At 59.4% G+C, this 26628-nt stretch carries 25 protein-coding genes; 21 read left to right on the forward strand and 4 right to left on the reverse strand.

Going from position 1 to position 26628, the window contains the following annotated elements; translation table 11 throughout:
* The 12 genes from QRN46_RS12205 to fabF all read left to right on the forward strand — a co-directional run bounded on the left by QRN46_RS12205 (position 1) and on the right by fabF (position 12566).
* Entirely contained in the window at positions 1 to 1995 is a 1995-nt protein-coding gene (locus QRN46_RS12205) for a polysaccharide biosynthesis protein (protein ID WP_011335347.1), read from the forward strand.
* A 445-nt stretch (positions 1996 to 2440) separates the two neighbouring features.
* The gene (locus QRN46_RS12210; protein WP_011335345.1) at positions 2441 to 3259 is read left to right on the forward strand and encodes an ABC transporter permease; all 819 of its coding nucleotides are present in this window, start codon (positions 2441 to 2443) and stop codon (positions 3257 to 3259) included.
* Positions 3249 to 4565: an ABC transporter ATP-binding protein gene (locus QRN46_RS12215; protein ID WP_011335344.1), complete on the forward strand. Its 1317-nt coding sequence runs from the start codon at positions 3249 to 3251 to the stop codon at positions 4563 to 4565. The genes QRN46_RS12210 and QRN46_RS12215 overlap by 11 nt, the downstream gene beginning before the upstream one ends.
* Positions 4552 to 5481, forward strand: a complete 930-nt coding sequence (locus QRN46_RS12220) for a methyltransferase domain-containing protein (RefSeq protein ID WP_011335343.1) — start codon at positions 4552 to 4554, stop codon at positions 5479 to 5481. The genes QRN46_RS12215 and QRN46_RS12220 overlap by 14 nt, the downstream gene beginning before the upstream one ends.
* Before the next feature lie 20 nt (positions 5482 to 5501).
* A complete protein-coding gene (locus QRN46_RS12225; protein ID WP_011335342.1) occupies positions 5502 to 6584 on the forward strand; it encodes a DegT/DnrJ/EryC1/StrS family aminotransferase in 1083 nt (360 codons plus the stop codon).
* A gap of 26 nt (positions 6585 to 6610) precedes the next feature.
* The gene (locus QRN46_RS12230; RefSeq protein ID WP_011335341.1) at positions 6611 to 7279 is read left to right on the forward strand and encodes an acetyltransferase; all 669 of its coding nucleotides are present in this window, start codon (positions 6611 to 6613) and stop codon (positions 7277 to 7279) included.
* Positions 7276 to 7743 carry a MaoC family dehydratase gene (locus QRN46_RS12235; RefSeq protein ID WP_011335340.1) on the forward strand — a complete coding sequence of 156 codons (468 nt, stop codon included), beginning with the start codon at positions 7276 to 7278 and terminating at the stop codon, positions 7741 to 7743. The genes QRN46_RS12230 and QRN46_RS12235 overlap by 4 nt, the downstream gene beginning before the upstream one ends.
* Positions 7736 to 8695 carry a glycosyltransferase family 2 protein gene (locus tag QRN46_RS12240; RefSeq protein ID WP_011335339.1) on the forward strand — a complete coding sequence of 320 codons (960 nt, stop codon included), beginning with the start codon at positions 7736 to 7738 and terminating at the stop codon, positions 8693 to 8695. The genes QRN46_RS12235 and QRN46_RS12240 overlap by 8 nt, the downstream gene beginning before the upstream one ends.
* Positions 8692 to 9768 carry a glycosyltransferase gene (locus QRN46_RS12245; protein WP_011335338.1) on the forward strand — a complete coding sequence of 359 codons (1077 nt, stop codon included), beginning with the start codon at positions 8692 to 8694 and terminating at the stop codon, positions 9766 to 9768. The genes QRN46_RS12240 and QRN46_RS12245 overlap by 4 nt, the downstream gene beginning before the upstream one ends.
* 144 nt (positions 9769 to 9912) lie before the next feature.
* Positions 9913 to 10248 (forward strand): ComEA family DNA-binding protein, encoded by a 336-nt coding sequence (locus tag QRN46_RS12250; protein WP_011335337.1) that lies wholly within the window; start codon positions 9913 to 9915, stop codon positions 10246 to 10248.
* A gap of 216 nt (positions 10249 to 10464) precedes the next feature.
* Complete coding sequence (locus QRN46_RS12255; protein ID WP_011335336.1) at positions 10465 to 11259, forward strand: SDR family NAD(P)-dependent oxidoreductase; 795 nt, start codon at positions 10465 to 10467, stop codon at positions 11257 to 11259.
* 32 nt (positions 11260 to 11291) lie between these two features.
* Complete coding sequence (gene fabF, locus QRN46_RS12260; RefSeq protein ID WP_201815741.1) at positions 11292 to 12566, forward strand: beta-ketoacyl-ACP synthase II; 1275 nt, start codon at positions 11292 to 11294, stop codon at positions 12564 to 12566.
* On the opposite strand, the gene QRN46_RS12265 is transcribed toward fabF, so the two are convergent.
* The gene (locus tag QRN46_RS12265; RefSeq protein ID WP_011335333.1) at positions 12563 to 13120 is read right to left on the reverse strand and encodes a TetR/AcrR family transcriptional regulator; all 558 of its coding nucleotides are present in this window, start codon (positions 13118 to 13120) and stop codon (positions 12563 to 12565) included. The genes fabF and QRN46_RS12265 overlap by 4 nt on opposite strands.
* 175 nt (positions 13121 to 13295) lie before the next feature.
* Here QRN46_RS12265 and QRN46_RS12270 point away from each other — a divergent pair, with 175 nt between their 5' ends.
* On the forward strand, positions 13296 to 14147 hold the full coding sequence (locus tag QRN46_RS12270; protein ID WP_011335332.1) for an urea carboxylase-associated family protein: 852 nt from the start codon (positions 13296 to 13298) through the stop codon (positions 14145 to 14147).
* Between the two features lie 46 nt (positions 14148 to 14193).
* Here the strand turns inward: QRN46_RS12270 and QRN46_RS12275 are convergent, their stop codons facing one another.
* Positions 14194 to 14361, reverse strand: coding sequence for a DUF2897 family protein (locus tag QRN46_RS12275; RefSeq protein WP_007950938.1), 168 nt, complete (start codon positions 14359 to 14361; stop codon positions 14194 to 14196).
* 119 nt (positions 14362 to 14480) lie between these two features.
* Positions 14481 to 15845 (reverse strand): ethanolamine permease, encoded by a 1365-nt coding sequence (gene eat / locus QRN46_RS12280; protein WP_011335331.1) that lies wholly within the window; start codon positions 15843 to 15845, stop codon positions 14481 to 14483.
* Between the two features lie 417 nt (positions 15846 to 16262).
* Between eat and kdpF the strand changes: the two genes are divergently transcribed.
* From kdpF to QRN46_RS12315, 7 genes are all read left to right on the forward strand, one after another.
* Positions 16263 to 16352: a K(+)-transporting ATPase subunit F gene (kdpF, locus tag QRN46_RS12285; RefSeq protein ID WP_007950940.1), complete on the forward strand. Its 90-nt coding sequence runs from the start codon at positions 16263 to 16265 to the stop codon at positions 16350 to 16352.
* A gap of 8 nt (positions 16353 to 16360) precedes the next feature.
* Positions 16361 to 18055 (forward strand): potassium-transporting ATPase subunit KdpA, encoded by a 1695-nt coding sequence (kdpA, locus tag QRN46_RS12290; RefSeq protein WP_011335330.1) that lies wholly within the window; start codon positions 16361 to 16363, stop codon positions 18053 to 18055.
* Positions 18056 to 18065: 10 nt separating this feature from the next.
* Complete coding sequence (kdpB, locus tag QRN46_RS12295) at positions 18066 to 20132, forward strand: potassium-transporting ATPase subunit KdpB (protein ID WP_011335329.1); 2067 nt, start codon at positions 18066 to 18068, stop codon at positions 20130 to 20132.
* Between the two features lie 57 nt (positions 20133 to 20189).
* A complete protein-coding gene (gene kdpC / locus QRN46_RS12300; RefSeq protein WP_011335328.1) occupies positions 20190 to 20735 on the forward strand; it encodes a potassium-transporting ATPase subunit KdpC in 546 nt (181 codons plus the stop codon).
* A 34-nt stretch (positions 20736 to 20769) separates the two neighbouring features.
* Positions 20770 to 23421 (forward strand): DUF4118 domain-containing protein, encoded by a 2652-nt coding sequence (locus QRN46_RS12305; RefSeq protein ID WP_201815739.1) that lies wholly within the window; start codon positions 20770 to 20772, stop codon positions 23419 to 23421.
* A 48-nt stretch (positions 23422 to 23469) separates the two neighbouring features.
* On the forward strand, positions 23470 to 24195 hold the full coding sequence (locus QRN46_RS12310; RefSeq protein WP_011335326.1) for a response regulator: 726 nt from the start codon (positions 23470 to 23472) through the stop codon (positions 24193 to 24195).
* A 153-nt stretch (positions 24196 to 24348) separates the two neighbouring features.
* Positions 24349 to 24945, forward strand: coding sequence for an Ig-like domain-containing protein (locus QRN46_RS12315; protein WP_201815738.1), 597 nt, complete (start codon positions 24349 to 24351; stop codon positions 24943 to 24945).
* Between the two features lie 78 nt (positions 24946 to 25023).
* Here the strand turns inward: QRN46_RS12315 and QRN46_RS12320 are convergent, their stop codons facing one another.
* Entirely contained in the window at positions 25024 to 26061 is a 1038-nt protein-coding gene (locus QRN46_RS12320; protein ID WP_064383337.1) for a patatin-like phospholipase family protein, read from the reverse strand.
* Positions 26062 to 26278: 217 nt separating this feature from the next.
* Between QRN46_RS12320 and QRN46_RS12325 the strand changes: the two genes are divergently transcribed.
* On the forward strand, positions 26279 to 26557 hold the full coding sequence (locus QRN46_RS12325; RefSeq protein ID WP_201815737.1) for a hypothetical protein: 279 nt from the start codon (positions 26279 to 26281) through the stop codon (positions 26555 to 26557).
* The last annotated feature ends 71 nt before the right edge of the window (positions 26558 to 26628 follow it).

The following is a 26628-nucleotide window of genomic DNA, read 5'->3' on the forward strand; positions in this document are numbered from 1 at the left end:
ATGGATAAAATGCGAGCATTTCTGCTGGGTTTGCCGCGTCGTCAAAAACGACTGCTGCAGGTGGCCACCGACGTCGTTCTCGTCTGGGGGGCGCTGTGGCTGGCATTCATCGTTCGCCTCGGAATCGATGATATGTACAACCCCATCAAAGTGCATGCCTGGCTATTCGTCTGTGCCCCGCTTGTTGCAATACCGCTGTTTATTCGATTTGGCATGTATCGCGCGGTCATGCGCTACTTCGGCAATGATGCACTAATTGCCATCATCAAGGCGGTCAGCCTTTCTTCACTGATACTCGCAGTAGTTGTCTACTGGTACAGCAATCATGAAAGTGTTGTCCCCAGATCCATCATTTTCAACTACTGGTGGCTGAGTCTGGTGATCATTGGCGGATTGCGCCTGTGCATGCGTCAGTATTTCATGGGTGACTGGTTCACCGCAGCCCAGCACGTACCGTTCACCAGTCGCGACGATGGCCTGACCAAGGTGGCGATCTATGGTGCCGGAGTCGCCGGTAATCAGTTGGTCGCGGCTCTGCGAATGGGGCGAGTCATGCGCCCGGTGGCGTTCATCGATGATGATGCGAGTATCGCTGATCGGGCCATTTCGGGTCTGCAGGTCTATAAGCCCAAGCACATTCAGCAAATGATCGACGTGACGGGAGCGCAGGAAATTCTCCTGGCGCTGCCTTCATCCACTCGTGCCCGTCGCCGGGAAATCCTCAATTTGCTGGAAGGATTCCCACTGCATATTCGCAGTGTTCCAAGTTTTACCGACCTGGCCAGCGGCCGGGTGAAGGTCGATGACATTCAGGAAGTCGACATCGCGGACCTGCTGGGGCGCGACTCGGTGCCGGCCCAATCCGACCTGCTGGCTCACTGCATTACCGGCAAAGTGGTGATGGTGACAGGCGCGGGCGGGTCGATCGGTTCGGAACTCTGCCGGCAAATCTTTCTGCTTGGGCCGATAACGCTTCTGCTGTTCGATCACAGTGAGTTCAATCTATACAGCATTCTGTCCGAACTCGAACAGCGCATCGCGCGCGAGTCTGTCTCCATTCGTCTACTGCCGATTCTCGGTTCCATCCGGCATCCTCACAAACTCCTGGATGTCATGAAGACGTGGGGCGTGGACACTGTCTATCACGCGGCCGCCTATAAACATGTGCCCATGGTTGAACACAATATTGCCGAAGGTGTGCTGAATAACGTGATCGGCACCCTCAATACGGCGCAGGCAGCATTGCAGGCAGGTGTTTCCAACTTTGTTCTGATTTCCACCGACAAGGCTGTGCGCCCCACCAATATCATGGGCAGCACCAAGCGACTTGCCGAGCTGACCCTGCAGGCGCTGAGTCGTGAGCTGGCCCCTGTACTGTTCGGCGACAAGGCCAATGTGTCTCGCGTCAACAAGACGCGATTCACCATGGTGCGTTTCGGAAATGTGCTGGGTTCGTCGGGGTCGGTGATTCCGCTGTTCCATAGCCAGATCAAATCCGGCGGTCCGCTGACGGTCACTCATCCCAAGATCACCCGCTATTTCATGACGATCCCGGAAGCCGCGCAGTTGGTGATCCAGGCCGGCTCCATGGGGCAGGGGGGAGATGTCTTTGTGCTGGACATGGGAGAGCCGGTCAAAATTGTCGAGCTCGCTGAAAAGATGATTCACCTGTCCGGCCTCAGTGTGCGTTCGGAAAAGAATGTGCACGGCGATATTGCAATCGAATTCACCGGGTTGCGGCCAGGGGAGAAGCTCTATGAAGAACTCCTGATCGGTGACAATGTTTCGGCGACGCCTCACCCCATGATCATGAGTGCCAACGAGGACCTCATTCCCTGGGACGTGCTCAAGGTTCGGCTGTCGGAATTGCTGGCTGCAGTCGAAAAGGACGACTACTCCCGCGTTCGGCAGATTTTGCGCGAAACCGTCAGTGGCTATGCGCCTGATGGAGAAATTGTCGACTGGATCTATCAGCAGCGTCGCCTCGACCCTTGAACGTGCGCGTGTGAGTAAAGAACGCGTTGCGAGTGATAGCTGATCCGGCCTGTAAGCGTCATTGCCAGCCGCCCGGTTGGTGGAGCCCCAACCGGGCGGCGGTGTTCTCCGATGTCGTTTTACGGTATCCTCGGCGGGCCTTTCTGGCTGGGGTCAGGGCGCTGTTTTTTATATTTGCACAGGATTGCGCGGATGTCCGGATTCAACAAATCTCATGCTTCTCATTGATAATGAAGGCATGGATTTTTCATATTTCGAGAAACTTTCGAACTGTAAACCTTTAGATGCTATTTCGTGGCCATGGACTGCAATAAAAAGGGCGGCGTTGTTGTGAATGTCGCGTTTTTTTGTCGTTCGTTTTTGTATTCAAAGAATGGAAGATGTTTGGTATGACGGGCAGTGCGGTCCAGCGTAAGTTTGGTGTCAACTCAGAGGCCATTGCCTGATGCAAGATTTTTCTACATTACCGCGTGAAATGGTTGCCAGTCTGGTTCGTAACCGGACGTTGATAAGGGCATCTATCAAGCGGGAGGTACTGGGGCGCTATCGTGGATCGGTTCTGGGTGTGCTCTGGTCGTTTTTCAACCCGGTCTTCATGCTGGCTGTCTACACATTTGTCTTCAGTGTTGTATTCAAGGCGCGCTGGAGCGGTGGCAGCGATTCGAAAACCGAGTTTGCCCTGATCCTGTTCGCCGGTCTGATGGTATTCAGCCTGTTTGCGGAATGCATCAACCGGGCGCCGGGCCTTATCGTGTCCAATGCCAACTATGTGAAAAAGGTGGTGTATCCCCTGGAAATTCTTCCCTGGGTAAGCCTCGGCGCAGCCATGTTCCATGCGTTGATCAGCCTGGGTGTGTGGATGTTGGCCTACCTGATTTTCTTCGGCGTGCCACACCTGACGGCTCTGTATCTGCCCCTGGTGATCATGCCCCTGGTGTTGGTGATGATGGGGCTTTCCTGGGGATTGGCGTCTCTGGGAGTCTATTTGCGGGATATCGCGCAGTTCATCGGCATTCTCACTTCCGTGCTGATGTTTCTGTCGCCTATTTTCTATCCGGCCAGTGCGTTGCCCGAGGCGTATCGGCCGGTACTGATGCTTAACCCGTTGACGCCAGTCATCGAGCAGGCCCGGGATGTACTGTTTTTTGGCCGTGCTCCGGATTTTTCAATTATCGGTATTTATTTCCTTATAGGGCTGCTGGTCATGTGGTTAGGCTTTGCCTGGTTCCAGAAAACACGCAAGGGGTTTGCCGATGTCCTCTGATTCGGATATTGCGATCAAGGTTGAAAATCTGAGCAAGTGTTACCAGATTTACGACCAGCCCCACGATCGTCTGAAGCAGTTCCTGGTGAAGGGCCGCAAATTCTATCGAGAGTTCTGGGCGCTCAACGACGTTTCCTTTGAGATCAGGAAGGGTGAGACAGTCGGTATCATCGGTCGTAACGGCAGTGGCAAGTCCACGCTGTTGCAGATGATTTGCGGCACGCTCAATCCAACCAGCGGCAGTGTACAGACCCATGGTCGTATCGCTGCGCTTCTGGAGCTGGGTTCAGGGTTCAACCCCGAGTTCACCGGACGCGAAAACATCTACATGAATGCTGCGGTGCTGGGTTTGAGCACCGAGGAAACCGACGCCCGCTACGACAGAATCGTCGAGTTCGCGGACATCGGCAGCTTTATCGAGCAGCCTGTCAAAACCTATTCCAGCGGGATGATGGTGCGTCTGGCGTTCTCGGTGGCGATTCACGTGGAACCGGACATCCTGATCGTCGATGAAGCGTTGTCGGTCGGCGACGCCTACTTCCAGGCCAAGTGCGCAAAAATGATCCAGGGGATCATCGCGGCAGGCTCGACGGTCTTGTTCGTCAGCCATGACACCGCCTCAGTCAAGTCACTTTGCAGTCGGGCCCTGTTGCTCGAGTCCGGGCGAAGTCAGTATCTGGGCGATGTGAACACGGCAGTGGAAAAGTATTACTCTGCCTTGATCGAAAGCCAGCGTGTGGACCGAGGCCCCGAGGAAGTTGTCAAGCAGACTGCGGCGGTGGCGTCGGAATATACCGATGGTGTCGAGTCATTCCAGTCCATGGCCAGTTTTCAGCGGATACAGAACGGTGTTGCCGAATTCATCAACGTAGCGTTGCTGAACGAAAGCGGTCTGATGATCGACACTGTGGACTTCGGGCAGAAGGTGGTGCTGCGCCAGGTAGTGCAGGTCCACAAGTCTGTTCCCAGCCTTGGCCTGGCGTACCACATCCGTGACAAGAATGGGCAGGACATCATCTACTCCGATACCGGTATCGAAGGTAACCGGCATCTGGTCGATGTCAAGGCCGGCAGTGTGCACGTGATTGAGTGGACGTTTACCGCGCATCTGAGAGAAGGACACTACTCTGTTTCTTCCATGCTCGCAGAACCGGTCAATCTGAATATCGGTGAGGTCGTCGTCGCGGACTTTGTTCCCATTTCGACGAAGTTCTCACTTTCCAGCGCGGGACATCCACAGATTTACGGAGCCGCGTACTGGGGTAACAAGGTAAGCATGCGAGAAATCAAAAATGGCACAGACTGATCAGAAACTTCACCTCGGATGTGGCTCGGTCACATTCCCCGGCTGGATCAATATCGATCTTGACTCCCCCACGGCCGATCGATTGCTCGATCTCACTGAGCCATTGCCGTTTGCGGATTCCTCGGTCAGCCATATTTTCAACGAGCATTTCATTGAACATGTCACTCGGGAACAGGCCGTAGCGTTCCTGAAAGAATGCTTTCGGGTACTGACGCCTGGTGGCGCGATTCGGATCACCACGCCCAACCTGCGCTTCCTGACCCACTCCTATTTTTCGGACAGCAAAAACGAGTGGGGCGATCTCTGGCAACCGAATTCGCGATGCCAGATGATGAACGAGGGAATGCGTTCCTGGGGGCATCAGTTTGTCTACGATGCGGAAGAGCTGACCCGGGCGATTGGTGAGGCCGGATTCAAGTCCATTGTCTTTCAGTCGTATCGCAAGAGTGCGGATGAAGTTTTTTCCGGCCTTGAGTCCCGTCCGTTTCACAACGAGCTGATTGTCGAGGCACGCAAGTCTTCGGCCGTTGACGTGGACGTCGATTTTTCCGCGGTCACTGAAAATGAAGCGACCTGGCTTTCAAGCGGCGCCGGCAGCGTACAGGCCAATGAACACGCTTCGGTGCAAATGGCGCTGGAGTCTGCTGCACGCGCGGAGTTCATCGAAGTTCAGTCCGCGCGCATTCGCGAGGTCGAAGCGGAGTTGCTTGCCCAGCAAGCGCTCGTTCAGCAACAGGCCGGCAATGCCGATGCAAGGGTTGCGGAAGTTGCGGGCATCTCCCGATCGCTAGCGGCTCAAGTGCAGGCGAACGAAGCGCTCAAGTCGCAACTCGATGAGGCCAGGGCTGAGCTGCAGGCCTATCAGGCGTCCTGGTGTGGACGCATCAAATCTTTCTTTAACAGAACTGCACAATAAGTTTCGATTTCGGGGCGCGCATGAATATTACTGTTACCAAGCCGTTTGTTCCTCCTTTCGACGAGTATGAAAAGTACCTGCGAGGGGTTTGGGGCCGTGAATGGTTCACCAACAATGGACCATTGGTTAACGAGCTTGAATTGAAGCTCAAGGAAAAGCTCGACGTCGATCATCTGCTGTTTCTGAGTAACGGTACCATTGCCCTGCAAATTGCAATTCGAGCCTTGGAACTGAAAGGTGAAATCATCACCACGCCTTTCAGCTATGTAGCCACGACGTCCAGCATCGTCTGGGAAAATTGCACGCCGATCATGGTGGATATCTGCCAGGACACGCTGAATATCGATCCGGCGAAAATCGAACAAGCGATCACTCCGCGAACCACGGCCATTCTGGCTACCCATGTGTTCGGCAATCCCTGCGATGTCGAAGCGATCGATGCGGTGGCCAAAAAGCATGGCTTGAAAGTCATCTATGATGCCGCTCACGCCTTTGGTACGACCCATAAAGGGCGTTCCCTGCTGGCGTACGGCGATATTGCAACTTGCAGTTTTCATGCAACCAAGCTTTTTCACACCATCGAAGGTGGCGCGGTCGTTACTTCCGATCCTGAAATCCTGAAAAGCATGGCCATGAAGAGAAACTTCGGCCATACCTCGTTGACTGATTTCGGTGGCGTCGGCGTCAATGGCAAGAACTCGGAAGTTCACGCTGCAATGGGACTGACGAATCTGAAGTACGTCGAAGAGATCCTGGAGAAGCGCAAGGAACTCTGCGACTACTACAAAGAGAACCTGACTGACCTGCCTGTCGAGTTCCAGAAGATTGCAGCGGATACGCAATACAATCACTCCTACTTCCCGGTGATCTTCGAAAGTGAGAAAGTGCTTCTGGCTGTCATGGAAGTGCTCAACCTCCACAATATTTATCCTCGGCGCTATTTTTACCCGTCGCTTTCCGAGCTTCCGTACGTCGAGGGGCAAAGTTCTCCGATCTCGGAGGATGTTTCCCGCCGCATCATTTGCCTGCCGCTCTACCACACCCTGTCGCGGGAAGAGATCGACATGATCTGCCGACTCATCAAGCGCTCTGTCAGGTATTGAGTGAATTTTCGGATCAGGAGATTTTGATGAAAAAGTATTACGGAATCATCGGTGCAGGAGGTTATGGCAGAGAGGTCATTCCCCTGGCGCGTGCTTCTCTTTCAGCATCGCTTGCAGGCGGTGACGCGGAGCTGTTTTTCGTTGTTGAGGGCGAGGGTTCGGCCGAAACGGTCAATGGCTTTCCGGTGGTGAGCATGGATGCGTTCCTGGCGCTGTCCGGGGAGCGTTATTTCAGTATCGCTATTGGTGCTTCCGATGTCAGGGAGCGTATCGCCCGGCTGTGCGAAGAACAGGGCGCGATGCCTTTTTCCGTGATTGCTCAAAACGTCGTGATCCTCGATGCCAATGAAATCGGTGAGGGGGCGGTGCTGTCCCCGTTCGTGACCGTGACGTCGAACGCGAAGATCGGCAAACATTTTCACGCCAACCTCTATTCCTATGTGGCGCACGACTGTGTGGTCGGCGACTTCGTGACCTTTGCCCCTGGCGTCAAATGTAACGGCAATGTCGTCATCGAAGATCATGCCTACATCGGTACTGGCGCCGTGCTCAAGCAAGGCACGTCCAAGCGACCCTTGACGATCGGGCGTGGGGCCATTGTCGGGATGGGGGCCGTGGTGACCAAGAGTGTCGCGCCAGGCGACACGGTCATCGGCAACCCCGCACGGCCTCTGCGCGAGGCGCTGCGCAAATGACAACGCTGAATGATTTTCTGAGCGGGCTCTCCATCGAGCAGATTGAAGTCGGGATGCAGGTTTCCTATTCCCAGACCATCACGGATGCCGATGTGAAAGCCTATGCCGGGTTGTCCGGAGACAATAACCCGGTGCACATGAGCGACGAGTACGCGAAGGACTCGCGGTTCAAGGCGCGTATTGCTCACGGGCTGTTTTCCGCCGGGTTCTTTTCCGCATTGTTCGGCACCCGATTGCCGGGTCCGGGTTGTGTGTATGTCTCGCAGAATCTGGTGTTCAAGGCGCCGGTCTATCTGCAGGACACCGTCGTTGCCATCGTCTGTGTCAAAGACGTCAACGTGCGCAAGAGAATTGTCACGTTCCGTACCTACTGCACGGTCAAGGACCAACTGGTCATTGATGGTGAGGCGCAAATCTATGTTCCGAAGAAACCAGCAGCTGCAGAGGGTTCGGTAAGTGCTTAAGGAAAAGGTTGCTCTCTCGGTTCTACTGGTTTCCTACAACCATGAAAACCATATCCGTCAGGCGTTGAATGCCTTGTTCGGGCAGGTTTTCGACGGGCCGATAGAACTGGTGGTCGCGGATGACAAATCGACGGACAGTACGCTTTCCATCATCAGGGAATATGAAGGAATCGACAGTCGCTTTACATTCAAGTATCTGGATTACAGCGAAAACCTCGGTATTACCAAAAACTATAAACGCGGCTTCAATGCCTGTTCCAATGAATACGTGGCAGTGCTTGAAGGCGACGATTACTGGGTCAGTCCGCACAAGTTGAGTCGCCAGGCAACATTCCTCTCGGAACATTGGGAATCCGACGTGTGCGGGGTCAACTACTTTGTCTACGAAGAAGACCGCGCCCAGCTTACCCCGCGGGTGCCTGTTTCCACCGGGCACCGGTTCATCACCGCCAGAGAGCTGATTGCCGACAACATCATCGGCAATTTTTCCACGTGCATGTATCGCCGCTCGGCGTTTGCCAGGCTGCCGGATGCCTTGTTCGATATCAAATCCTACGACTGGATCACCAATATCGTACTGGCACGCACCAGCGTGATCGGTTTTCTACAGGAGCCCATGTCTGTCTATCGTCTGCACACCGCCGGCGTCTGGACGCAAACACCTCACGTGGAAAAGCTCAAGGCCCAGCTCGATGTGTTGCCTGCGTACGATGAACTGACCGACGGCGTGTTCCATGAGGACTTTGAACTGCTTGCCAGTCGTCTGCGCCACGTCATTACCGCGTCGCAGATCGGACACGTGGCCGAGACGGTCAGTCAGCCGGTCATTCGTGCCGTCCCGACGCTGCTCAACTTCATGCCGCCGATCCTGATTGTCGTGATCAAGGCGCTCATGCCTGTTGCGCTCAAAAATCTTATTGTCAGAGTTGTGAAGCGGAGTCGGTCGGTATGAGTTCCCCTACAGTTTCCGTGATCATGGCGACCTATAATCACGCCCCTTTTGTGGCCGAGGCGATCCAGAGTGTCCTTGGGCAGACCGGTGTGGATTTCGAGTTCCTCATCTCTGATGACGGCTCGGCCGACAACACGCGGGACGTGGTTGCGTCCATCAAGGACGAGCGGATCAGGTTCTATCCCAATGAAGTCAACCGCGGCGCCGGTGTCGTCACCAATGAACTGATCCAGCGTGCATCGGGCGAGTTCATCGCACTGCTCAACTCGGACGATTACTGGTGCGACAGCGACAAGCTGGCTGTCCAGGTTCAGTTCCTTCGGGATAACCCACAGGTAGGCGCCTGCTTTGGCCGGGCTCGTTTTGTCGATAAGGACGGCCGCCCAATGGACAAGGCGAGCATTCCGTCCGGCGATGTATTCGACCAGCCGAACCGCTCTCAGGGTGAATGGCTGCGGCGGTTCTTCGAGCTGGGCAACTGCATCTGTCATCCGACCATGCTCATCCGCAAAGCGTGCTACGACGAGTTGGGCATGTACAGCAACAGGATGCGCCAGCTCCCCGATCTGGATATGTGGATACGTCTGCTCAAGCATTACCAGATCCATATTTTCGACAAGGAAATGATTACGTTCCGTTTAATGCCGGGTGAAAACGCCAGCAGCCAGACCGTGACCAACTCGATCCGGACCATCAACGAACATTACCTGATTGCCGAGAATTTCTTTGAGGGTGTGACGGCCGAGCAGTTGACTGACGGGTTCTCGGATCTGTTGCGCATCAAGCCCATCGCGTCCGACATCCACCTTGATATCGAAAAGGCACTTCTATACCTGGCTCACAATCAGTGGCTCGGAAAGCCTTACCAGATGATCGGAATCCTGAAACTCAATGCACTGCTGAACAGTCCTGAGCACCACAAGGTCATGGTCGAGCAATACGGGATGGATGACCGCTGGTACCAGAAGGAGCTGGGGGAAATCGATGTGCTGCGGCCCCGGGTCGTGGCGGTCATGAGTCAGCAGAAATCCCGGGCGAGACATTTTCTGCAGCGTTTTTTTCCCAAGGGATAAGTGCTGATGATCGGGTTTGCTTGAAGATCTGATTGTTACATAAGCGGTAACAGATGCGTTTTTGACATCGCCCATCCATCGCCTAAGTTTGAGAGGCAGCTTCGGAAAAGCTGCTTTCTCAAAACATGTCATGGAGCGTCAATTATGCGTACCGGTTATTTCTACTCGTTGCTCTTCGCTTTTCTCGCCAGCGCCTCGATTGCCGCCGTTGCGGCGCCAGGGGTGTCCTCCGAGAACATCAGGGCGCCATTGGTGCTTGACGCTGCCGCTTCATCCCAAAGCGAAAAGGTCGATCTCAACGGTGCCGATGCAGCGACGCTGCAAAAGGAGTTGGCCGGGGTGGGAGAGGCGAAGGCAAAAGCGATTGTTGCCTATCGTGAGGCTAATGGACCTTTTGCATCGGTGGACGAACTGCTTGAAGTGAAAGGTATCGGCAAGGCGATCCTCGATCGCAATCGCGACAAGCTGGAAGTGAACTAAGCTGATTGTTCAACGCCAAGGGGCCGGTCATTGACCGGCCCTTTTTGCTTCCGGGTTCCTTGAACCGTCGAAGGAGGTGGATTGCCTTTCCGTCGGATAATGGAAAATTACGGCTATCATATTAGTGTGAGATTATGCCTATAATAATTTCAGTCCCCCTGAAGCCCTCTGCTTTTCAGCGGTCGCCCATTCCTTACGCATTCCAGGAGTATCGTCATGAATTCCCCGAAATCCCAAGGCACGGCGCTGGTCACCGGCGCTTCTTCCGGCATCGGTGCGGTGTATGCCGAGCGATTGGCGGCACGTGGTTTTGACCTGTTGCTGGTGGCTCGCGATCAGGAGCGTCTGGAGTCCGCGGCCAGTAAGCTGCGAGACGCACATGGCGTTCAGGTCGAAGTGCTGAAGGCCGACCTGACGCAAAAGGGTGAAGTGCTCAAGCTTGAACAACGTCTGCGCAGCGATTCCAGTATCAGCCTGCTGGTCAACAATGCGGGCGTAGCGGTCAATGGCTTGTTGGCTAATGCCGACCCCGAGACCCTGGAGCAACTGATCCAGTTGAACGTCACCACGCTGACCCGACTGGCAGCCGCAGCCGCCTCGGCGTTCACCCGCGCCGGGCGCGGCACGATCATCAATATCGCGTCCGTGGTCGCACTGTTCCCCGAACGCTTCAACGCCACCTACAGCGCCAGCAAGGCTTACGTGTTGAGTCTGACTCAATCGCTCAATACCGAACTCGAAGGCACCGGGGTCAAGGTGCAAGCGGTATTGCCCGGTGTGACCCGCACTGAAATCTGGGAGCGTTCCGGATTCGATGCCAGCGGTATCCCTGCGGAGATGGTCATGGAGGCGGGCGAGATGGTCGATGCCGCGCTGTCCGGTCTGGATCAGGGCGAACTGGTCACGATTCCTTCGCTGCCCGATGCGGGCGAGTGGCAAGCCTTTGTCGCCGCCCGCCATGTAATGGCGCCCAACCTGTCCCACAGTTCGGCGGCCAGCCGCTACAAGTAAAAGACTTTTGAGTCGCGAGAGGTCAACCCGATATGGATCAGCGTCGAGTAGTTGTCACGGGTATGGGCCTGGTATCGCCCTTGGGAAGCGGCGTCGAAGTGGTCTGGCAGCGCTTGCTGGCCGGGCGTTCGGGATTGCGAAACCTGCCGGACGCGGTCATCGCCGATCTGCCGACCCGGGTCGGCGGCGTGGTGCCGACGATGGAGGAGGATGCCGAAGCCGGTTTCGATCCGGATCGCGCCACGCCGCCCAAAGAACAGAAGAAAATGGATCGTTTCATTCTGTTCGCGATGGAGGCTGCGCGGCAGGCGCTTGAACAGGCCGGCTGGCACCCGACCGAATCCGGCGCTCAGGAACGCACCGCCACCATCATCGGCTCCGGTGTCGGCGGCTTCGGCGCTATCGCCGATGCGGTGCGCACCACCGACAGCCGTGGTCCGCGACGGTTGTCGCCGTTCACCATTCCCTCGTTTCTGGTCAATCTCGCCGCAGGGCATGTCTCGATCCAGCACGGTCTCAAGGGCCCGCTCGGCGCTCCGGTCACCGCGTGTGCCGCCGGCGTGCAGGCGATCGGTGACGCTGCGCGATTGATTCGTGCCGGTGAGGCCGACATCGCGGTGTGCGGCGGTGCGGAAGCCTGCATCGATCGCGTCAGTCTTGCCGGTTTTGCGGCAGCGCGGGCTTTGTCCAGTGGCTACAACGACACCCCTGAGCGCGCCTCGCGCCCGTTCGACAGCGGACGTGACGGTTTCGTGATGGGCGAGGGCGCCGGTCTGCTGGTGATCGAGTCGCTGGAGCACGCGCTGGCGCGCGGCGCACAGCCGTTGGTCGAACTGGTCGGCTACGGCACGAGCGCTGACGCCTATCACCTGACCGCCGGGCCGGAGGATGGTAGCGGTGCCCGCCGGGCGATGGCATTGGCGCTGGCCCAGGCCGGTATCACGCCGGATCAGGTGCAGCATCTGAACGCCCATGCGACATCGACGCCTGTGGGCGACCTCGGTGAGCTGGCGGCGATCAAGTCGGTGTTTGGCGCGCAAAGCGCAATCGCCGTGACCTCGACCAAATCCGCGACGGGGCATTTGCTGGGTGCGGCGGGGGGGCTGGAAGCGATCTTCACGCTGTTGGCGATCCGCGATCAAATCGTTCCGCCGACCCTCAACCTGGAAAATCCGGATCCGGTGAGCGAAGGCGTGGATATCGTCCACGGTCAGGCGCGGTCGATGCCGATCGAGTATGCGTTGTCCAACGGGTTCGGTTTCGGCGGGGTCAATGCCAGCGTGCTGTTCAAGCGCTGGCAGGCTTAGTCTTCCGAGCGTTTGAGGTGTTCGCGGGTGACGTCCAGGATGCGTTGCGCCAACCCGGCATCCGCGACACTGCGTGACAGCAGGAGCGCCCCGACCAGTGTCGCCATGATGACGACGCTGCGCTCGGCGGTGCTCTCGCCTTCAAGGGTGCCTTCGATCTGGTCGAGGCGAGCCTTGAGCACTGCATCGCTGGTCGGGCTAGGCTGGCCGCGCAACCCCAGTTCCGACGAAATGGTCAGCAACGGGCAGCCTTCGTCGGGCGTGGTCTGATGCCATTCGGACAGGTAAGTGTCGATAAAAGCTTCCAGCGGTTTTTCCTGGGCGAAGAGTTCGGCACATAACCCCGCAACCTGATCGCCGGCGGCTTGCAATGCCTTTTCAACGAGTTCGTCCTTGGACTTGAAGTGCGAGTAGAAACCGCCGTGCGTCAGGCCCAGTGCTTTCATCAACGGCTGCAGGCCGGTCGCACCAATGCCGTCCTTGCGAAACCGCTCGGACGCTTCCTTGATGATGCGTTGATGGGTCTGGGCTTTATGATCCTGCGAGTAACGCATTTAAACTCTCCGCAACAAGAGCGCCATCTTAACCAATGCAAATTGAATGGTGACTGTACTTCTACTTCTAAAAAAACGGCCGGTGACTCCGACATGTTCGTGACAGCCATCAACGGTTGGCACGGATAGTGGTTGCAGCTTGCAAAGTTGCCATCACTTGAGGAGCAGGAGAATCATGTACAAAGACTACCCGGCCGCCTATCAGGTCAGCAAAGGCTCGGCGTTACAGGTCAATACACCTTTCTACGAACGGATTCGCGACCGCAAGGACGGGCGCACGCTGATCGAACAATTCGAAGTGCCGATCCGCACCGGGCGTGCCTGGCATGTTCCGGCGGGGCATGTGTTTCGTGTCACCACACCGGTCGGGCCCCAGGTGGGCGATTTCAATGTGTGGAACGCACACGATCCGCGTGAACGGATGTGGGCGGCACGCACCCGGCAGTTGCAGGGCGCGCATGTCAGCACCCACGACCGGTTGTGGTCGAACCTGCCTTTTCTGCGACCTCTGGTGACCATCACCGATGACAGCCTGGCCGACTATGGCATCGACGAGCACGGCGGGCGCCTGCACGATTTGCTCGGCACGCGCTGCGATCCGTATGTGAACAAAATGCTCACTGGCGAGGACTTCCATCATCACTGCCATTCCAACCTGACTCGTGCCGTGTTGCCTCATGGCCTGACCGAGTTCGACGTGCATGATGTGCTGAACATCTTTCAGTGCACAGGCCTGAATCACGATGATCTGTATTTCATGAAGGCCTGTCCGGCGCAGAAAGGTGACTACCTGGAGTTCTTCGCCGAAATCGACTTGCTGTGCGCTTTGTCGACCTGCCCGGGTGGTGACCTGTCATTGGCGATGTGGGGGCCGGACGCGCAGGATCCATTGACCGTGTGCCGCCCGCTCGGCGTGGAAATTTATCGTCTGGACGAGGCGCTGCTCGAAGGCTGGAGCCAGCCTGAACGCGCGGCTTACAAAGGCCTGCACGGGTTGCACATCGCCAAGGCCGACTGGGAAAAGTAACCGCGACAAAAAAACAAACCCCGCCGATTCAGGCGGGGTTTTTCGTTCAGCGGTCCTGCGCGTCCTTGATGTCCGCTTCGGCATTGCGTTCAGCGACACGCTTGCGTTGTTCATCGGTCAGTTCGACCTTGTTGGCGGTGTCACGCAACATCATCAGACCGCCGACGATCGAGCCGATTGCAACGACCAGAATCAACCAGGCATACCAGGGCATAACGGCTCTCCTTAAAGGCAGGTCGACGGGCGAGGGTTTCGCCGTGCAACGCTGCATACCACTTTGAGCGAAGTGCATTCGCAGTGGTTCCATTCTAGGCCGGTTATGCCCTTCGCGGTTTACAGTCCGGTGAGCATGGCGTCTGCCGGGGCGTTGGCGCGCAATTGGCCGGTCAACAGGAAGTAGCCGAAACCGACCGCCATGAAGCCGAGGAAGATCAGCCCGATCAGCGCATTGAACCAGGCCATCGCCACCAGACACACCACGGCCAGCACCAATGCAATCAGCGGGATCAGCGGATAGCACGGCGCGCGGAAGGTGCGCTCCAGATTCGGTTCGGATTTGCGCAGTTTGAACAGACTGAGCATGCTCATGATGTACATCACGATCGCCCCGAACACCGCCATGGTGATCATCGCGGCGGTGAGGGTCATGCCGCCGAGGTTGATCAGGCCGTCGCTGTAGATCGCCGCGATGCCGATCACGCCGCCGGCGATGATGGCGCGGTGCGGAGTCTGGAAGCGCGACAGTTTCGCCAGCGAGGCGGGCAGGTAACCGGCGCGTGCGAGGGCGAAGAATTGCCGCGAGTAGCCAAGAATGATCCCGTGGAAACTCGCCACCAGCCCGAACAGACCGATCCAGACCAGCATGTGCAGCCAGCCGGAGTTGTCACCGACCACGGTTTTCATTGCCTGAGGCAGCGGGTCGTTGATGTTCGACAGGGTGCGCCAGTCACCGACGCCACCGGCGAAGAACATCACGCCCATGGCCAGCAACACCAAGGTCAGAATGCCGCTGATGTAGGCCTTGGGAATCGTGCGTTTCGGGTCCTTGGCTTCTTCGGCGGCCATGGCGGCGCCTTCGATGGCGAGGAAAAACCAGATCGCAAACGGAATCGCCGCGAACATCCCGGCGATCGCCGGAGCACCAAAGACGTCCGAACCGGCCCAGCCGTTGAGGGCGAAGTTGCTGAAGCTGAAGGCCGGGGCGACGACGCCCATGAACACCAGCAATTCGGCAACGGCCAGGATGCAGACGATCAACTCGAACGTTGCGGCCAGTTTCACGCCAAGAATGTTCAGACCCATGAACACGATGTAAGCGCCGACCGCCGCATGTTTCGGGTCGAGGGCCGGAAACTGCACGTTCAGATACGCACCAATCGCCAAGGCAATCGCCGGCGGGGCGAAGACGAATTCGATCAGTGTCGCCAGTCCGGCAATCAATCCACCTTTTTCACCGAAAGCCCGGCGACTGTAGGCAAACGGCCCGCCCGCGTGGGGGATCGCCGTGGTCAGTTCGGTAAAGCTGAAAATGAAGCAGGTGTACATGGTCGCGACCATGAACGAGGTCACCAGGAAACCCAGGGTTCCCGCGACGCCCCAGCCGTAACTCCAGCCGAAGTACTCCCCGGAAATCACCAGCCCCACCGCGATGCCCCACAGGTGCAAGGTGCCCAGCGTGGGTTTGAGTTGTGTGTTCATGTGTTTGCTCCCTGAACGGTTTGGAAAGCTCGGGGAAGGGCGTGTGCAGTGGGCGTGCCATTTTGTATTGGCGGGTCGTAAAGAGCTGAAAGCTGTCGTATCGGGGATGTTCGCGGCTTGATGGCTGCATTGTTGTGCGCCAGTTGGGTGCGATGTTGTCAGTGCTGCCGTCTTCGCGGGCAAGCCCGCTCCCACAGGTGTCAGCGGTGCCTGGACGCGCGCATTTCAAATTGTGGGAGCGAGCCTGCTCGCGAAGAGGCCCGTCCACACGACGCAAAACTCACCTGTAACGCCCGCGTAAACCCACTCTTTACGCTTTCTTTATGCCCCGCGCGCACCCTCGCTCTCGTTCCTTTACAGCCTCCTTTTCGACAATGCCTCCACACGCGGCAATACGCCGTAACACGGAGATCTTCCATGAGCGTTCTGGACGGGGTGTCACTGCTATTGGCAGTGGGGCTGTTCATTTATCTGTTGGTTGCGCTGTTGCGCGCGGATCGGACTTAGGAGCGGCTATGCACAGTTATGACTATTGGCTGATCCTCGCTTTCTTCGCGGTGGTCTTGCTGCCGGCGCCGTTCCTCGGGCGCTTCTACTACAAGGTGATGGAGGGCCAGAGCACCTGGCTGACGCCGATTCTCGGCCCGGTGGAGCGCGGCTGTTACCGCATCGCCGGGGTCAATCCGCAGGACGAACAGAGCTGGCAGAAGTACACGCTGGCGCTGCTGGCATTCAACCTCGCCGGTTTTCTGCTGCTGTTCGCGATCCTGCTGTTTCAGGATCACCTGCCGCTGAACCCGCAAAACCTGCCGGGTCAGGAGTGGACCCTCGCGTTCAACACCGCCGTCAGTTTCATGACCAACACCAACTGGCAGGCCTACAGCGGCGAAGCGTCGCTCAGCTACCTGAGCCAGATGGTCGGCCTCACCGTACAGAACTTTGTCAGCGCCGCCACCGGCCTCGCCGTGCTGGTTGCCCTGTGCCGTGGCATCGGGCGCAAGTCCACCAAAACCCTCGGCAACTTCTGGGTCGACATGACCCGCGCCACCCTCTACGGCCTGCTGCCGCTGTGTCTGCTGCTGGCGCTGTACCTGGTGTGGCAGGGCGTGCCGCAAACCTTCGCTCAATATGTGAATGCAGTGACGATGCAGGGTGTTGATCAAGTGATCCCGCTCGGCCCGGCTGCCAGCCAGATTGCGATCAAGCAACTGGGCACCAACGGTGGTGGCTTCTTCGGCGTCAACTCGGCGCATCCGTTCGAGAACCCGACCGCCTGGAGCAACCTGTTCGAAGTTGCGTCGATCATCCTGATCCCGGTGGCGCTGGTGTTCACCTTCGGCCACTACGTGAAGGATCTGCGTCAGAGCCGCGCCATCATCGGCTGCATGCTCGCGCTGTTCATCATCGGCGGCGCCACTTCGCTGTGGGCCGAATATCAGCCGAACCCGGCGCTGAACAACGTCACCGTCGAACAAGCCGCCCCGCTGGAAGGCAAGGAAGCGCGCTTCGGCACCACTGCCACTGTTCTTTGGTCGGTGACCACCACCGCAGCGTCGAACGGCTCGGTCAACGGTATGCATGACAGCCTCAACCCGCTCAGCGGCATGGTCGCGCTGGTCAACATGATGGTCGGCGAAGTGATCTTCGGCGGCGTCGGCGCGGGGCTCTACGGCATGTTGCTGAACGTGCTGATCGCGGTGTTCCTTGCCGGTCTGATGATCGGCCGCACCCCGGAATACCTCGGCAAGAAACTCCAGGCCCGTGAAGTGCAGCTGCTGGTCGTCACCCTGCTGGTGATGCCGGTCGGCGTGCTGGTGCTGGGCGCGATCGCTGCGAGCCTGCCCGGCCCGGTGGCGGCGGTGAGCAACCCCGGCCCGCACGGTTTCAGTCAGTTGCTCTACGCCTACACCTCGGCCAGTGCGAACAACGGTTCGGCGTTCGGCGGCTTCGGCGCCAACACCGCGTTCCACAACCTGATGCTCGGCCTTGGCATGTTGATCGGTCGCTTCGGTTACATCCTCCCGGTACTGGCCCTGGCCGGCAGCCTGGCGATGAAGAAAACCGCACCGATTGGCCAGAACAGCTTCCCGACCCACGGCCCGCTGTTCGTGACCCTGTTGACCGTGACCATTTTGCTGTTGGGCGGCCTGACCTTCTTGCCGACCCTGGCGCTCGGCCCGATTGCCGAACACCTGAGCATGGGCTTCTAAGGAATCCATCATGAATATGCATGTTCCAGCTTCAAAACCAGCGGCAGCTGCCAAGTCGGCTGAAGCTCCGAAAACCGCGATCAGCGCCCTGTGGCGCCCGGCGCTGGTGCAAGCGTTCGTCAAGCTCGACCCGCGGCAGTTGCAGCGCTCGCCAGTGATGCTGGTGGTCGAACTGACAGCGATCCTGACCACCGTGCTGTGCTTCATTCCCGACAGCAGCGTGCCGACCTTCGTTGCTGCGCAAATCGCCCTGTGGCTGTGGTTCACCGTGCTGTTCGCCAACTTCGCCGAAGCGCTGGCCGAAGGTCGCGGCAAGGCCCGCGCCGACAGCCTCAAGGCCGGCAGCGAAGGCCTCAGCGCCCGACGCAAACTGGCCAACGGCAGCTTCCAGGTCGTACCGGCCAGCAGCCTGCGCAAGGGCGATGTGGTGCGCGTTGAAGCCGGCGAAATGATCCCCGGTGACGGCGAGGTCATCGAAGGCATTGCGGCGGTCAACGAAGCAGCGATCACTGGCGAATCGGCGCCGGTGATCCGCGAGTCCGGCGGCGACCGTTCCGCCGTTACCGGCAACACCCGGCTGGTGTCCGACTGGCTGCTGGTGAAGATCACCGCCAATCCTGGTGAATCGACCCTCGACCGCATGATCGCGCTGGTCGAAGGCGCCAAACGCCAGAAGACCCCGAACGAAGTGGCACTGGACATCCTGCTGATCGGCCTGACCCTGATCTTCCTGCTGGTGGTCGTGACCCTGCAACCGTTCGCCCACTTCGCTAACGGCAGCCTGCCGCTGGTGTTCCTGGTGGCGTTATTGGTCACGCTGATTCCGACCACCATCGGCGGTCTGCTGTCGGCGATCGGTATCGCCGGGATGGATCGTCTGGTGCGCCTGAACGTGATCGCCAAGTCCGGTCGCGCGGTGGAAGCGGCGGGTGACGTGCACGTGTTGCTGCTGGACAAGACCGGCACCATCACCTTCGGTAACCGTCGTTGCAGCGCGGTATATGCCGCGCCGGGTGTGAACGCCCGTGAGCTGGCCGAAGGCGCGCTGTTCGCCTCGCTGGCCGACGAAACCGCTGAAGGCAAGTCCATCGTCGAGTACCTGCGCGGCTCCAATCCGCAGCCGGAACCTTCGCCGGAAACCCTGACTGCCGTGCCGTTCAGTGCGGAAACCCGTTTGTCCGGTGTCGACTACCAGGGCCGTGTGTTCCGCAAGGGCGCGGTGGATTCGCTGCTGGCGTTCCTTGGTCAGCAACGCAAGGATCTGGCCCCGGCGCTGTCCCGGGAAATCGACAAGATCGCCCAGAGCGGCGGCACCCCGTTGCTGGTCTGCGCCGACGGCAAACTGCTTGGTGCGATCCACCTCAAAGACGTGGTCAAGCCGGGCATCCGCGAGCGCTTCGCCGAGCTGCGCAAACTGGGGATTCGCACGGTGATGGTGACTGGCGACAACCCGCTGACCGCTGCCGCGATTGCCGCTGAAGCGGGCGTCGACGATGTATTGGCCGAAGCCACACCGGAGAAAAAACTGGCGCGTATCCGTCACGAGCAGAACGACGGTCGTCTGGTCGCGATGTGCGGCGACGGCGCCAACGATGCTCCGGCGCTGGCCCAGGCTGACGTCGGCATGGCGATGAACGACGGCACACAAGCCGCGCGTGAGGCGGCCAACATGGTCGACCTCGACAGCGACCCGACCAAGTTGCTGGACGTGGTGCAGATCGGCAAGGAATTGCTGGTGACTCGCGGTGCGCTGACGACCTTTTCCATCGCCAACGACGTGGCCAAGTACTTTGCGATCCTGCCGGCACTGTTTGCTGCGATCTACCCGCAACTGGGTGTGCTGAACATCATGCAGTTGAGCAGCCCGCAGAGCGCGATCCTGTCAGCCATCGTGTTCAACGCTTTGATCATCGTGGTGCTGATTCCGTTGGCCCTGCGTGGTGTGCGGGTGCAGGCGGCGAGCGCGGCGGCGCTGCTGCGTCGCAATCTGCTGATCTATGGCCTGGGCGGGATTCTGGTGCCGTTCGTGGGGATCAAGGCGATCGACATGCTGTTGACGGCGTTGCATCTGGTTTGAACCTGAACAGCGGTGTGCCGGGCACACCGCTTCAAGCATGAATTCGAGGATTTTGAAATGTCCACAATGTTACGTCCGGCCCTGAGCTTGCTGGTGCTGATGACCTTGGTCACCGGCGTTGCCTATCCGCTGGTAGTTACGGGCGTCGCGCAAGTTGCCTTCCCCGAGCAGGCCAACGGCAGTCTGGTGCGCGACGCCGAAGGCAAGGTGCGTGGCTCGTCGCTGATCGCTCAGGATTTTGTCGGCGATGCCTGGTTCCATCCGCGTCCATCGGCCGGTGCCTTTGCCACCGTGTCGAGCAGCGCGAGCAACCTGTCGCCAAGCAATCCGGCGCTGGCCACTCGGGTGATCGATGACGCCAACAAGCTACAGGTGCCCGGCCAGGGCCCGGTGCCGCTGGCGCTGTTGACCACCTCCGGCAGTGGCCTCGATCCACACTTGCCACCGGCGGCGATTGCCTATCAACTGGCGCGTGTTGCGGCAGCGCGCAATCTGCCGGTGGCGACCTTGCAGCAATTGCTCGACGCGCACATCGAACAGCCGCTGGTGGGCCCGCCGGTGGTGAATGTGCTGGCGTTGAACATGGCGCTGGAAAAGCTGTGAATCGCGATGACATCAGGAAGAGAGAGCTTCAAGCATGAGTGACTCCGGCCGCGCCGACGCGCTGTTAGCAGAACTGCCCCGCGACGGACGCGGCCGGCTCAAGGTTTTTCTCGGCGCAGCGCCAGGCGTGGGCAAGACCTACGCGATGCTGCAGGCCGCCCACAGCCAGCTGCGCCAAGGCGTGAAAGTCATCGCCGGGGTGGTCGAAACCCACGGCCGCGCCGAAACCGAAGCGCTGCTCGGCGGCCTGCCGCAACTGCCGCTGGTGCGCTCGGAATACCGTGGCGTGACGCTCGAAGAAATGGACCTCGACGGCCTGCTCGCCGCCAGGCCGAAACTGGTGCTGGTCGACGAACTCGCCCACAGCAACGCCCCCGGCAGCCGTCACGCGAAACGCTGGCAGGACATTCAGGAGCTGCTCGCCGCCGGCATTGACGTCTACACCACGGTCAACGTCCAGCACCTGGAAAGTCTCAACGATCAGGTGCGCGGCATTACCGGCGTGCAGGTGCGCGAAACCCTGCCGGACTGGGTACTGCAAGAAGCCTACGAACTGCTGCTGATCGACCTGCCACCCCGGGAACTGCTTGAGCGCTTGCGCGAAGGCAAGGTCTACGTGCCGGAACAGGCGCGGGCGGCGATCGATGCATTTTTCACCCAGACCAACCTCACGGCGCTGCGCGAACTGGCGATGCAGACCGCTGCCGCGCAGGTCGATAACGATCTCGCTCAGGGCTATCGCCAGCTCGGTCAGGCGGCGCCAGCGGTGCGCGGGCGCTTGCTGGTTGGGGTCGACGGCGATGCCCAGGCCGAACGGCTGGTGCGCCATGCCAGCCGGGTCGCCCAGCGTCGGCATTTGCCGTGGAGTCTGGTGCACGTCGACAACGGCAGCGTGCGCGACGAGCAATCGCGCCTGCGCCTGCAAAGCGCCCAGCAACTGGCCGAACGCCTCGGCGGCGAAGTGGTGCTGCTGCGGGCCGGTGAGGTGGCGAAAACCCTGATCCAGCATGCCGCTGAACGGCGGGCAAGTCTGGTGCTGGTCGGCCAGTCGCGACCGCGCCTGCGCAGGCGTCTGTTCGGTGGTGGGCTGGCGGCGCGCTTGCTGCGTCAGGCCCACGGTCTGGAAATCAACGTGCTGGACAGCGATCAGCAACAGCATCAACCGCGCCCGCGTTCAGCACCGACGCTGGTGTGGTTCGACTATGCGCTGGCGCTGGTCGCCACGGTATTGGCCAGTGCGCTGGCGTGGGCGGTGTCCAGCGTGCTGCCGCTGCCGAACATCTCGCTGGTGTTTCTGGCGGCGGTGTTGCTGGTGGCGGTGCGCAGCAGTCTCGGCCCGGCGCTGGCCTGTGCGGCGCTGTCGTTTCTGACCTATGACTTTCTGTTCATCCCGCCGAATTTCTCCTTCAGCATCCAGCGCGAAGAAGACGTGCTGACCTTGCTGTTCTTCTTGTTGATGGCGGCGCTCACCGGCAACCTCGCGGCCCGCCAGCGCCGGCAATTGCAGGCGTTGCGCGACACCCAGGAAGAGACCACCGAATTGCTCGACCTGTCGCGCAAACTCACTGCCGCCACTGACCGTCAGGCCGTGGTCAGCGCCGCCGCGCAGCACCTCAATGGCTGGAGCGATCTGCAACTGTGTCTGCTCAATCGCGACGGGCAGGGCGGCTGGAAAGTCGAAACCGGCGGCCCGCTGCAATTCACTGAATCCGAGCGCGCCGCCGCCGACTGGGCCTGGCAACACGATCAACCGGCAGGCATGGGCACCGGCACGTTGCCGTTCGGGCGCTGGTGGTGGTGGCCGCTGTCGGTGGAAGACGGGCCGCTGGCGCTGCTCGGTGTCTGTGCCAAAGAGGGCCAGACCTTGAGCGGGCAACGCCGTCGTTTGCTGACCGCGTTGAGTCAGCCGCTGGCTCAAGCATTGGCCCGGGCGCAACTCGCCGATGACCTGGAAGCCGCGCGCCTGCACGGCGAAACCGAACAACTGCGCAGCGCCTTGCTAGCCTCGGTGTCCCACGATCTGCGCACGCCGCTGACCTCGATGCGCGGCAGCATCGACAGCCTGCTGGCTCTCGGCGAAGCGATCCCGCTGGAGGATCGCCGCGAGTTGCTCGAAGGCACCCGCGATGAAGCCGAACGTCTCGACCGCTACATCCAGAACCTGCTGGACATGACCCGTCTCGGCCACGGCGCCCTGAAGCTGGCGCGGGACTGGGTGTCGCCGGCGGACATCGTTGGCAGTGCGCTCAATCGTCTGCGGGCGGTGTTGTCGTCGTTGCAGGTCGCGATTGACGTTCCGGCCGAATTGCCGCTGCTGTTCGTGCATGCCGCGCTGATCGAGCAGGCGCTGGTGAACGTGCTGGAAAACGCCGCCCGCTTCTCGCCATCCCACGGCCGTCTGCAATTGCGCGCCGGGGCGGATGACAGCGAAGTGTTTTTCTCGGTCAGCGATGAAGGGCCGGGGATTCCGGTCGATGAGCGAGCGAAGATTTTCGACATGTTCTACACCGCCGCCCGAGGGGATCGGGGCGGGCAGGGCACCGGCCTGGGGTTGGCGATCTGTCAGGGCATGGTCGGCGCCCATGGCGGGCGGATCAGTGTCGGCGACGGCATCGACGGGCGCGGCACCTGCATCACCTTGCACCTGCCGTTGCAGACGCAACCGGGGATGGACGGTGAAGCCTGATCCGCGCTGCGCTACTCTCTTGCCACTCTTTTGTGTTGATGTGAATTCATGAGCCAGACCGCGACCATTTTGGTCATTGATGACGAACCGCAGATCCGCAAGTTCCTGCGCATCAGCCTCGCTTCCCAGGGCTACAAAGTGCTGGAGGCCGGCACCGGCGCCGAGGGCCTGGCCCAGGCGGCGCTGAACAAACCGGACCTGCTGGTGCTCGACCTCGGCCTGCCGGACATGGACGGCCAGCAGGTACTGCGCGAGTTTCGCGAATGGGCCACGGCGCCGGTGCTGGTGCTGTCCGTGCGCGCCAGCGAAGGGCAGAAAGTCCAGGCGCTGGATGGCGGCGCCAATGACTACGTGACCAAGCCGTTCGGCATTCAGGAATTTCTCGCCCGGGTGCGCGCGTTGTTGCGTCAGGCACCGGCGGGGGAAGCGCAGCAGGCCGCGTTGAATTTCGGCCCGCTGACCGTGGATCTGGCGTATCGGCGGGTGCTGCTCGACGGTGTCGAAGTCGGCCTGACTCGCAAGGAGTACGCGGTGCTGGCGCAACTGGCGCGGCATCCGGGGCGTGTGATCACCCAGCAGCAATTGCTCAAAGACATCTGGGGCCCGACTCACACCGAGGACAGCCACTACCTGCGGATCGTGGTCGGGCATCTGCGGCAGAAGCTGGCAGACGATCCGACCCGGCCCCGGTTTATCGTGACCGAGGCGGGTGTGGGGTATCGGTTGTTGGATAATCAGGTTCCATCGACAATCGAAATATCCGATGGGATCTGAGTGCTCTTTACCGGGTTACCGTTCATCGTGACTGTCAGTTCTGTCAGGTGCGATGCGTGAGTTGCCAGCTGTAAGTTCTCTATCGAATGATCAGGGCCATTGGTTCGGTTATTCGTTCGATCAACCTGGCGGGCCTATCGCATCGGAGTGCTTATGGACACTGATAAAAGATTTGAAATGGACGAATCGGATGTCTCGATATTGGGGACAGTTCACTGGTTGCAGGCGCATTCCGATTTGATGCCGGAAGCTTCTGCCTATACGTGTTATCAGCGACAGCCTAAGGGTGGCGAAAAACCGTACACGTACGATGTGAGCAATACCCGACGTGCTAAAGTCGACGGTTACGGCCTTGTCGTTGCGTTGAGTGCAGGTCGGGACCCGATTACTGTGACAGTTACCGAAGCAGGAGGTCAGTCGAAAAGCTACCGCTTGTTTATCCCCAACGGACATGCCTTCTTTGCCTTCGGTTCGGGCCGATTGGGCTCCTTGATTCAGGACGCGAACCGGGAACAAGTCAGGTTGGCCACTCTTGAAGATTTAAGGGTTCTGCATCAGCGTTTTGGTCGTGTGTGGCCATTGGGGGCCGGACAGTTCTGGTCGACGACGGGCTCGGCGGAGAAGCCCGAGCCTCCACCTCCACCGCCATACGAGACCGGAGTCAATTACTACACCAAGGACATGGAGAGCGGGGGTGAGCAGACCAACGACAGCGGGCATGTGTTCACCGCTTTGGGTAGGAACCTGTAGAGACTCGCCTGCGAGGACCGCAGTTGGCTTCGGGAGCTGACACCCGCTCCCGGAGCCGACTCATGCCCTTCACGCTCCTCAGTTCTGCTCGCTCTCGTAGCGATCCAGCGTATCCCTGGCAATCTCGCGACCCAGCGCAATCAGCTCCGGCGCCTTGTAGAACTCGAAGAACCGGCACACCCGCTTCGGCACGTTGATCAGGATGTCCGGCGGATACCCGGCGATCTTGTACTGCGCCAGAGAGGTCTGCATCACCTCGAAACTCTGGTTGATCAGATCAAGCAATGAAGCCGGCCCGACGTTATCGACGATGAATGATCCGGTGGCGGATTTCGGTGCGCCGTCGCGCTCTGGCGCGGCGGCCGGTTGCTGGGCTTCCGGTTCGGCGCCTTCGACCCATGGATTGATCTCCGCCGCTTCGGCACGCAGCGCTTCCTGTTCCAGCATCAGCAGTTGCTCGGCCTGTTTGCGGCGAAACGGCATCTTTGAACCCAGCGAAGTGATCAGGCTGTCGAAGCGCGTACGGAACGCGGCAGGACGCTGGATCACCGGCAGTTTGTAATGGCGCTGGTTGGTCGAGTTGAGATTGACCGCGATGATCAGATCGCAATGGCTCGACACCACCGGCACGATCGGCAACGGGTTGAGAATGCCGCCGTCCACCAGCATCCGGTTGCCCTGCATCACCGGGGTGAACAGGCTGGGAATCGCCGCCGAAGCTCGCATGGCCTGATGCAGGCAGCCTTCCTGGAACCAGATTTCCTGTTGGTTGGTGAGGTCGGCGGCTACGGCGGTGTAGGGAATGCGCAGGTCTTCGATGTTGATCTCGCCGACGATCTTGCGTATCTGGCCGAAGACTTTTTCGCCACGGATCGCACCGAGGCGGAAGCTGACGTCCACCAGACGCAGCACGTCGAGATAATCCAGGCTTTCGATCCAGTTGCGGTACTCGTCGAGCTTGCCGGCGGCGTAGATTCCGCCGACCACGGCCCCCATTGAACAGCCGGCAATACAACTGATGTCATAGCCCCGTCGTTCGATCTCTTCAATGACCCCGATATGGGCATAGCCCCGGGCGCCACCGGAGCCCAGCACCAGTGCGACACGCTTTTTCATCCAACTTCCTCCCGACAAGGTTGCACAATGCACCCATCGAGGGCCGGGCTTCAATCGGCGGGGTCGCTCGGGGCGGCGATGGCGTCGTTTTTTCGATACTTCATGACCCGTCGGCGTTATCTTTTGCAGTGCGGCGCAATGGCGGGGCCCAAGGCACTTTTTCGCTGGCGCACCGTCTTACCTGCACGACTGTTGACCTATCTCTGAGGTGTGAGTGATGAAAGCCTGGATCTGTGTGCCGTTGATTGCTTTGGCATTGGCCGGTTGCGCCGGCAAGACCGCTTATCGCGACAGCTGTGGCAGCCAGCTCGACGCGGCGTGGCATGAACTGGATCTGGCCAAGGCCGAGGGTTTCGCCGGCACGGTCAGTTACTCCAAGGCGTTGTCGTTGCTGACAGCCGCCAAGACCCAGCAGCAATTCGAGGGATTCGAAGGTTGCACCAGGAAAGCCGAAAAAGCGCGTTTCTACATTCGCGAATCCCGCGCCGGACGCTAAGCTGCTGACGTGGCGCAAGGCACCTCGTTTGCGCAAGTGCACACTCGTGCAAAGCCATTGAATTCAGGAGC

This window comes from Pseudomonas sp. lyk4-R2A-10, from assembly GCF_030209075.1.
GTDB classification, from domain to species: Bacteria; Pseudomonadota; Gammaproteobacteria; order Pseudomonadales; family Pseudomonadaceae; genus Aquipseudomonas; species Aquipseudomonas glycinae.